The 10,106-nt window shown below is 49.8% G+C and carries 7 protein-coding genes; all 7 read left to right on the top strand.

The window, feature by feature from the left end; translation table 11 throughout:
- Positions 1–260 precede the first annotated feature (260 nt).
- Positions 261–1,358, top strand: a complete 1,098-nt coding sequence (locus ACRCZA_RS15715) for a hypothetical protein (protein WP_438675332.1) — start codon at positions 261–263, stop codon at positions 1,356–1,358.
- A gap of 161 nt (positions 1,359–1,519) precedes the next feature.
- Positions 1,520–2,119, top strand: coding sequence for a DUF1819 family protein (locus ACRCZA_RS15720; RefSeq protein WP_438675333.1), 600 nt, complete (start codon positions 1,520–1,522; stop codon positions 2,117–2,119).
- Positions 2,116–2,733 (top strand): DUF1788 domain-containing protein, encoded by a 618-nt coding sequence (locus ACRCZA_RS15725; RefSeq protein ID WP_438675334.1) that lies wholly within the window; start codon positions 2,116–2,118, stop codon positions 2,731–2,733. The genes ACRCZA_RS15720 and ACRCZA_RS15725 overlap by 4 nt, the downstream gene beginning before the upstream one ends.
- Positions 2,734–2,837: 104 nt before the next feature.
- Positions 2,838–6,422, top strand: a complete 3,585-nt coding sequence (brxC, locus tag ACRCZA_RS15730) for a BREX system P-loop protein BrxC (protein WP_438675335.1) — start codon at positions 2,838–2,840, stop codon at positions 6,420–6,422.
- Positions 6,423–6,595: 173 nt separating this feature from the next.
- Positions 6,596–8,548 (top strand): BREX-1 system adenine-specific DNA-methyltransferase PglX, encoded by a 1,953-nt coding sequence (pglX, locus tag ACRCZA_RS15735; RefSeq protein WP_438675336.1) that lies wholly within the window; start codon positions 6,596–6,598, stop codon positions 8,546–8,548.
- Entirely contained in the window at positions 8,541–9,644 is a 1,104-nt protein-coding gene (locus tag ACRCZA_RS15740; RefSeq protein WP_438675337.1) for a PDDEXK nuclease domain-containing protein, read from the top strand. The genes pglX and ACRCZA_RS15740 overlap by 8 nt, the downstream gene beginning before the upstream one ends.
- 11 nt (positions 9,645–9,655) lie before the next feature.
- Positions 9,656–10,106, top strand: a 451-nt coding sequence (locus tag ACRCZA_RS15745) for a hypothetical protein (RefSeq protein WP_438675338.1), incomplete at its 3' end; no start/stop codon positions are given.

Raw genomic sequence — 10,106 nt, forward strand, 5'->3', positions numbered from 1 at the left:
CCCTATCCAGATGATTCAGAGCCAACTCTTTAAGAGTGATTATTTCACATTCTGTCAGAACAAATGGCTTCATCATGGCAATCACCTTCTTTTGACATTGGTGAGTTTACTTTACAATTAAAAATATCGCAGCACTTAAGCCTATTGTTGTCGGCTTAGACTTCGGCACAGCCTTCACTAAAGTTGTGGTCGGAGATATTACTGACGCCTATGCTATTCCATATAAAAATAGTGATTATTGTATCCCAAGTAGAATGCATGTGTCGGAGCAAGGTGATTGCTACTTATCGCCTAGTGCAGATCGGGACAAAATCACTAATCTCAAGCTGCCATTTATTTTGGATGAGATCACCGATGAAGATGTTGATGCCGTTACCGCATTTTTAGCACTCACCCTCAAGCACACCAGAAATTGGACGATGGCGAATACTCACTTTGGTAAAGTAAAGCTCAACTGGCTGATCAACGTCGGCCTACCTGCGGCCAGTTTTGATAATACAAACTTAATTACGCTCTATAAGAACATGGTGCATAACGCTTGGGTTTTAAGCCAAGCGGCAACCATTTCGCTATCTGCCGCAAAAAAACTCCGCTTAGAGAGACTTGCATCGATCAACTCTGCACGACGTTTACACCTTGGTGCCGTTGAAATCTTCCCTGAATTTTTGGCGCAAATTGTGGGTTATGTGCAATCGCCTTCACGTCGTCCCTATTCACACGTATTAGTGGATATTGGGGCGGGAACATTGGACATCGTATTTTTCACCGTTGAACGTGTAACCGGTTTATGGCGTTTTAAAACCTTTAGCCAGCAAGTTAAACCGCTAGGGGTCGATATGTTCTTTCAGCACCGACTTAACGCGGCAAAAACTAGCGCTTCGTTAGACAACACCAAATTTCCGTCCGATAAAGAGTTTTGTCGCTTATTTAAGGTGTCTAAAAACCAGCTTAAAGCCCTCGATGTCCGCTTTTTGCAACAAGTATGCAGAATATTAAAAGAGGTACTGTATGAGAGCGACAGTAGTTATCTAGGCGGAATCAAAGGTAGCCCACAAGGCTGGACGAATTCGACCATCACCACCTTCTTATGTGGCGGTGGCGCCATGATCCCACAGTATCGCAGCATGCTTGATCATGTTCCTGAACGCTATCCCCTGGAGCTGATGCCGATGCCTAGGCCACAACGGTTAAAGAACAAAAAGCTAACACCGGCGATCTTTAGTCGCCTCTCGGTTGCCTACGGCCTCTCCTTTGATGCCTTCAACATTGGCGAAATGGTCAAGGCAAGCAAAGATGCTAAGGCTGACGAGGTGAACACCGATCACTTTGCCCCTAGCGAATATCTCATGAGCAGCTGATGAATATTATGTCGATCCAAGCGTTATATTCTCGTGCCAACGGCGCCGCTGGCGACATAGTTTTTAAAACTTGATTAGCGGATAATCGAGGTCAATTTCAGTTAATTTGATGGGCCATAGCGTGTATTGCGCCCATCTATCCGCAGTGTATTGGGGACATAATGGATAGCAAAGCGTATTTAGGTGACATCATTGGCGGCAGCATCATGCTGCGCGAAAGTCGCATTATTGCTCAATTACTCTTGGCGTCACCAGATGCCTCACGCTGGGAAGAAGCTATCGTTTCCGATAACTGTCTACAAAAGAACTCTCAGCACAGCGCCAAGCGCATGGCATCCACCGTACGTAAGCGTCTCCTCCCCATGGGGGCAAAGTTCTGGGAATACCTGTTGGAATGCTCAGACGAAGCGGCTAAACAGTTGCTGTTATTAGCCGTGATCCATCAATCACCTGTACTGGGTGATTTCATGACCACCGTCGTGAGTGATGCGCGTCGTATGTACCGTGATGCCCTTAGTGCTTCTGATTGGTCAGATTTTATGTTATCGCGCCAGCGTGTTGTGGCTGATTTAGATAGCTATTCTGCTAGCTCAATTCAAAAGATCGGCAGCAACATCATCAAGATATTGGCCGATACAGGTTACCTAGAGTCTGGGCGCAACAAGAAATTAAAAAATGTCTACCTACTTCCCGAAGCGAAGGCGTGGGCAATACAACTATCTTGCATGAAAGCTTATGAAGCCATGGAGAGCGCCCTGTGAATGAGCATTTTGACAACCAACATGCCTTAAAAAAACGACTCGAACAAATCGAGGATCGGTTAAAAAGCGACAATTTTCTAAACAACCGCGAACTCGGTGGTGAGATCGGTTTTTATATCTTTGACTACCCCGCACAATTTGAGCTAACCGTGCGGGAATATGTCACGTTTAGCCTGCAGCGGCTTGACAAACTTGGCTATCGTTTTGTGCATCTTAATTTGTTTGCCGAAGTGTTAGCGATGCTACGCGAGCGCAAAATGCTCGATGAAGCGTTTAAGTTTGAAAAAAGCAAAGGAATTGATGGCTTGGCGAAAGCCCTAAAAGGCCCCTTAGAACAAGGTCGGGTAGCCGCCTATTTGAAAAGTAAAATTGAACAGCAAGACGCGCAGTTTGTGGTGCTTACCGGCCTAGGCCAGTGCTGGCCACTGATCCGCGGCCACGGCTTACTTAATGCCTTACATGCGCACTTAGGTGCAACACCGTTGGTTTTATTTTATCCCGGCAGCTACAGCGGATTAGAGCTTCATCCGTTTGATCTCGACAGTGTTGATGTGGCGGCGGCTAATTATTACCGTGCCTTTCAACTGGTCCCCAAAACCAACCCTGTGAGCTAACCCAATCATTTAGCACCGCGGTCATGTCGCGATCGGTGACACCCTCCGCGGTTTTCATTTTGCTGCCAATAAGCGCAGCCAGAATTCGATTAATGAGATCCCTGATGCAGGTTAAAGAACTCTTTTCCAAACAACTCGACCGCTCAATTAACGGCGTAGTAAAAGCTGACCAACTCAATGAACAGATCATCTGGTCAGAGCTGGATGAATACGTGGTCACGCGCGAACTCGACAAACACTTTCGGCATTTTTTTGAAAACTACTTGCCGGGGGTGAATAACCCCGATGACCCGAGCGTTGCCGGAAAAGTAGGCATTTGGGTCTCAGGCTTTTTTGGTTCAGGTAAATCGCACTTTATAAAAATTCTGTCTTACCTGCTGAGCAACCAACACGCCAGCAATGCTGACAGCAGTAAGAGTGCGATTGAGTTTTTTAAAGAAAAAATCAGCGACTCTTTGCTGTATAGCGATATCCATGCCGCAGTTAATCGCAGCACTGACGTTATCTTGTTTAACATCGATAGCCGCGCGGATACCAATGACAAAGAAGACGCCATCCTAAAAGTCTTTTTACGCGTGTTTAATGAGCGCTTAGGCTATTGCGGTGACCATCCGCACATCGCCAATTTTGAGCGCGAGCTCGATGCCCTCAATCAATACCAAGCCTTTAAAGACAAATTTCTCGAACTCAGTGGCGAGACGTGGGAAGAGGTGCGCGACAGCTACCTGTTTCGCATCGACCCCATGGCACAAGCGTGGAGCCAAGTTACCGGCCAGTCCGAGGCCTCGGCGCAGCACTGCATCGAACATATTGAGTCTATGTTCACTCTGGATATCAGCAACTTCTGTAAATGGGTGCGTGAATACCTTAAGCGCTGTGGCGATGAGCAACGAATCGTCTTTTTAGTCGATGAAGTGGGGCAGTTTATCGGCAACAACACCCAGATGATGCTCAAGTTGCAGACCATCACTGAAAATCTCGGTACCGCCTGTGGCGGGCGCGCTTGGGTGATTGTCACCTCACAAGAAGATATTGATGCCGTCCTTGGCGATCTCAGCAGCAAAAATGGCCAAGATTTTTCAAAAATCCAAGGCCGTTTTCACACCCGCATCTCCTTGTCGTCGTCCAATACCAACGAAGTTATTCAAAAGCGTTTATTACAAAAAACGCCGCAAGCCAAAGATGCCTTGGCCGATTTGTTCGCCCATAAAGGTGATGTACTGCGCAACCAACTCGCCTTTGATAACACCACCACCGCCGAATTGGCCAATTACAGCGATAGCGTTGAGTTTGTCGATCACTACCCGTTTATTCCCTATCAATACACCTTAATCCAAAAGGTGTTTGAAGCCATTCGTAAAGTTGGTGCCACCGGCAAACACTTATCACGCGGCGAGCGCTCCTTGCTCGATGCGTTTCAAAACGCCGCCCGGCAGCAAATGGATAAAGAGACCGGCGTATTAGTGCCGTTTCATGCGTTCTATACACCGATTGAGTCGTTCTTAGATACCAACGTGAAACGTATCTTCGAACAAGCCAGTGAGAACAAGGCGCTTCAGCCCTGCGATGTGCAACTATTAAAAGGCCTGTTTTTAATCCGCTATGTCGACTTGGTTAAATCAACCCTCGACAATTTAGTCACACTCTCTATTGAAGAGATAGACACCGATAAAATTACCTTACGGAAAAATATCGAGGCCAGTTTAGAGCGCTTGGAGCAACAGATGCTGATCGTACGCAATGGCGATCAGTATGTGTTTTTGACCAACGAAGAAAAAGAGATCGAACAAGAGATCCGCCACACCCAGGTGGAAGCGACCGAATCGACACGCCATTTAGCCCAATTAATCTTTGATGAGGTCCTAGCAAGCCGTCGGCAATACCGCTACCCCGTCAACAAACAGGATTTTCCGATCAGCCGTTTTTGTAACGGCCATCCACAAGACGGGCAGGCGCGCACCGATCTGATCCTAAAAGTCATATCCCCGCTGGATGCGAATTACGATGACTATCATCACCAAGGCTGCTTAAAGCTAAGTGAAGATTGCGTGCTGCTGCGCCTGCCCGATGACACCCGCTTATGGCGTGAATTTACTACCTGGCAAAAGACGGCTAAATATTTAGCTAGCCACGACAGCAAGCGCTCAGATCAGCAAAAACTGTTGGCCGAGAAAGCGCTAGAAAACACCCAGCGCCGGCAGAACCTGAAAAACTCATTTGAGACTTTGGTCAAAGCCGCAAAAATCTTTGCCTTGGGGCAAGAGCTGAATATCAAAGCATCGAGTGTGATTAACATCACCGATGAAGCCTTTAAATACGTCATTGAAAACAGCTTCCAAAAGCTCAACATGCTCAAAAGCTGTGGCATGCAGCCGACGCAAGAGCTCAAATCGGTGCTGAGTGCCGATGATGTCGGCCAGCTCAACCTGCACCTAGGTGAGCGCGATCCCAACGCCGAGGCCAAGCAAGAGCTGATCGGGCACCTTGTCTTGATCGAATCGTCAAACCAACCGCTGTATTTCAAAGCGCTGCTCGAACGCTTTAGCTCCCGCCCTTACGGCTGGAACCGTGACGAAGTGATGTTGCAAGTGGCGCATTTGGTATTACAGGGCAAGGTGGCGCTGTCTACCCCGAACGGCGATTTGCCACTTAACCGCAGCTATGATCATTTCACTTCGGTCAGAAACCACGCCAACTTGCGCCTGCGCAGCGTGCGGCAACACAGTGACATGCAGATCACTAAAGCTGCCCGCTTGGCTAAAGAGCTGTTTCAAACGCCGTTTGATGCACAAGAAAAAGAGCTCGCCGAAAAACTCATCGCCGTCCTCAACGAGCAGCAACGCCGACTCGCCGATTTTGAGTTTAAAGCCAAGCAATGCGCCTGCCCCGGTCAAGCCGTGCTGCAACAAGGACGCCAATTAATTGATGGCCTATTAGCCCATAGCCAACAAAGTTACGCCCTGATTGAAAGCTTGTGCCAACAAGAAAACGAACTGCTCGATTTTGCCGAAGATTTTGAAGATGTCGCCGAATTCTTTAGCCGCCAATTTGACGCGTGGCAGCAACTGCATCGCGCACTGCACAGCCAATTTGCTATCAACCGTGACGCGTTAGACAACGACGCCCAAGCCGCCGAATTGCTCGCCAAGCTGCAGGCTATCTATAGCGACCAGAAGCCTTACAGCAAACTGCGTGAGATCACGCCGCTTATCGCCGCGCTAAGTCAAATCCATCAACGCCTGATCGAGCAAGCGCGCGCCCAAGCCCAAACCGAGATTGCACGCCAGCAACAGGCCGCCAAGCACCTGATTGGTGACCTGCCAGCCGATGAGCAAAATCAAGCCATGCGCCCGTTCGTGCTGCTCCAAGGCAAAGCAGATAAATGCGTGTCACTGCATGAATTTATCAGCCTCAAACAGCAAGCCGAAGATGAAGAAGAAAATGTAATTGCCTTAGTCAATCACTACATCACCCAACAAAAACCCATCAGCCCGCCTAGCGACAGCGAGACCCTCATCGCGCCTGTCGTCGTTAAGGTGAAACCCATTGAACAGATCTCACCGAGTGAGCTGTTTGGTGATAACGCACACTATATCGAGTCGGAAACGGATATTGAGCAGTACTTAGCAAAACTGCGCGCCCACCTGCAACAAGCGATCCATGCCGGCAAACGTGTGCGGATCAAATAACTCATCTTATGCGAGCGAGCGAGTCCCTGAGCGCGATGGGGCTCACTCGCTATGACCCAGAAGAAATAAAGCTGGCATGCTCGCGCCGATAGCCAACATGCACAGCACCCGCTTTACGGGAACACGCAGGGCTAATACACCCGCAGACCTTGCTATGACTTAACGAGCCATTCATGAACACTAATAACTTGAAAAAAGTCGCCCCCTTGGCGCGCACCGCATTTATCAAAGCCATCACCTCTCGTGCCAGCGAATTTGGCCTTACCGCCAACGGCGTGAGTGACTTCAGTGTCACTGGCGACATCTTACAAGTGGCCGGTTTCACGCATCCGGCACGACATAACGCCGCGATTAAGCGTTTACATCAGCGCATTGCCGCCCAAGGCTTTACCGCCGTGATGGAACAAATGGCCTATACCTGGTTCAACCGCTTTTGCGCCATCCGCTTCATGGAGTTAAAAAGCGAAGAGAGCTACTTAGAGCACGGCCTGCGCGTACTATCACACCCCAACCAACCCAAGGGCTTTGAAGTGCTCGACAATGCACTGCAAGTGATCGATAGCCTGATCAGCGATGGCATCAACCTCGACAAGACCGCCTTAATTGAGTTACTTGTGGCAGGCGATAAACAAGAACACGTCTACCGTGAACTGCTACTGGCTCAATGCCATCGCTTGCATCAGGCCATGCCGTTCTTATTTGAAGCCATTGATGATGAAACCGAACTGCTGCTACCCAGCAACCTGACCCGCACCGATGCCTTCTGGCGCACACTGGTGGATGACATTCCGGAAAGTGACTGGCAACAGGTGGAAGTGATTGGTTGGCTGTATCAGTTCTATATCAGCGAAAAGAAAGATGCCGTGATCGGCAAAGTAGTTAAATCGGAAGACATTCCCGCCGCCACGCAGTTGTTTACGCCCAACTGGATTGTGCAATATCTGGTGCAAAACTCACTCGGCCGGCACTGGCTGCAAACCTATCCCGATGCCGCCCTCAAGCAACATATGCCCTACTTTGTCGCGCCAGGTGACCAGCCCAACGAAGTGGTCAATACCATCGCGGAGCAGACGGCCCAAAGCCTTGATCCGGAAACTATCAAAGTCTTTGATCCCGCCTGCGGCTCAGGGCACATCTTGGTTGAAGCCTACAACGTGCTGTTTCATATCTATGAAGAGCGTGGGTATCGCAGCCGTGAGATCCCAGCTTTAATTCTGAATCACAACCTGTACGGCTTAGACATTGATGATCGCGCCGCGCAATTAGCCGGTTTTGCGTTAATGATGCGGGCACGCCAAGATGATCGCCGCCTGTTTTCGCGCGATATCCAGCTGAATATCCATGCTCTGCAAGAGAGCAAAACGCTGGATATGGCGCAACTATGGAAGCATCTAAACCTCAATGCCGATTGGGATCGTGGTCAAACCGACGACCTGTTTGCTGATAATCACCAGCACCTTACCGCCAACGATTCGCGCTTACACCTGCTCTATGAGTTACACACCCGCTTTATCAACGCCAAAACCTTAGGTTCACTAATTAGCGTGCCAGCCGAACTCAGTAAAGAGCTCAGCGAGCTGCATACCACGGTCAAAGGCCTAGCCGACACCGGCGACAGCATGCAAAAGTCTGCTGCCAACACCGTGCTGCCCCTGCTGGCACAGGCCAGCGTGTTAGCCCAACGTTATGATGCCGTTATCGCCAATCCGCCGTACATGGGCAGTAAAGGAATGAATGCCGATCTCAAAGAATTTGCCAAAAAGCGGTTCCCAAACAGCAAATCGGATCTGTTCGCCATCTTTATCGAACGCAATCTCGACTTGACCACCGCAGCAGGCGTGGTCGCCATGATCACCATGCAAAGTTGGATGTTCCTCTCCTCTTACGAAGCACTGCGCGCCCGCATTTTAGGGCAACACACCATCTTGGGCATGGCGCATTTGGGCGCGCGCGGTTTTGACAGTATCGGCGGCGAGGTGGTCTCCACCACCGCCTTTGTGCTGGCCCAGCCCCATCTGCCGACCTATCAGGGCAGTTATTTCCGCTTAATCGATGGCAACTCAGAAGCGGAAAAAGCCGCAATGTTTCAAGCCGCCTTGCCAAATAGAGAGCCCCAGCATGAATGATAAGCCTCTCTTACCACCCGATTACAGCAACTGGTTGCTGACCATAAAACAGCAGGTCGTATCCGCACGCCTGCGCACCGCGCTGGCCGCCAACAGCGAATTGATCAGCTTTTACTGGCGTCTTGGCGCACAGCTGCTGGAGCGGGAGGTCAATGCCGCCTGGGGCAGTGGCTTTATTGATACCCTCAGTCAGGATCTTCGCCAATCTTTTCCTGGCGTTGGCGGCTTTTCGGCCAAAAATCTGCGCTATTGCCGCGCGTTTTACCGTTTTTATTGCCGCCAACCAATTTGGCAACAGCCTGTTGCCAAATTGGTCCAGCCCGGCAGCGCATTTGACCTAATGACCGAGCAGGGCGAGCCAGATAGCGTACTGTCCGAGCAGATCACCCAGCTCCCGTGGGGGCACCACATCCAGATCTTTACCAAATGCCAGAGTATTGAAGAGGCTCGCTTTTATGTAAACCAAACCCTGGAGCAGGGCTGGAGCCGCGATGTGCTGGCGCTGCAGCTCAAATCCAACCTATTTGCCCGTGCAGGCAGCGCCGTGAATAACTTTGCCACCACCCTGAGCGCCCCACAGTCAGATTTGGCCGCACAAACCCTGAAAGATCCTTATACCTTCGATTTTATGGCACTAACAGCGCCCTATAACGAACGCGATATTGAGCGCCAACTAACCACCCACATCACCCAGTTTTTGCTGGAACTGGGCAAAGGTTTTGCCTTTATAGGCCGGCAGTATCACCTTGAAATCGCCGGCAATGACTACTACCTCGATCTCTTGTTCTATCACGTGACCCTCAAGTGCTACGTGGTGATTGAGTTAAAAAATCGCCGTTTTATCCCCGAATATGCCGGCAAGCTCAATTTTTATCTGTCGGCGGTGGATAGCCTGTTAAAACGTGACGATGACCAACCCACTATTGGCCTGCTGCTGTGCCGCGATAAAAACAATATCGAGGTGGAGTTTGCCCTGCGCGATATGAATAAACCGATGGGCGTCAGTGAATATACCTTGGTCGAGTCGCTGCCCGATAACCTCAAAGGCGCGCTGCCGACCGTCGAAGAAATTGAGCAGGATTTACAGTTTTTATAAGGAAATAAATAGTGAGCGAACTACCAAAAGAGCAAATCAAAGAACAAAAAAAAGAGCAACCAACTAATTTTATTAAGACGCGCGATGACAAAAAGCCAATCGAATTTGTCAGTACTGAAAATGGATTCACTTTAGGGACGGGGCAGGAAACCTCTTGGGTCAACGGCAAGACATTTACCCAAAAAGATCTGCGCTCCCGTATCGAGCCTTGGCTGACCTCACTGTTCCAGTCAGAACACCTTTCGCTGTTGGCGGGTTCTGGGCTGACGCATGCCGTGCATTATCTTGCTGCAGGAACGGGCGCTGCCGGTATGGGGGCGCTGACATTGAGCAACCATCAGACCGAAATCACTCAAGCCGCAGAGAAGGCTGCTGATGCTGCCGGGCGAGAGAAAGGTAACCTGGAAGATCAACTGCGCGTCGCCAACGAATTGTTGCGTGGTTTGGAGATCATGCAGGACA

Source organism: Shewanella sp. (assembly GCF_051658185.1).
Classification (GTDB): domain Bacteria; phylum Pseudomonadota; class Gammaproteobacteria; order Enterobacterales; family Shewanellaceae; genus Shewanella.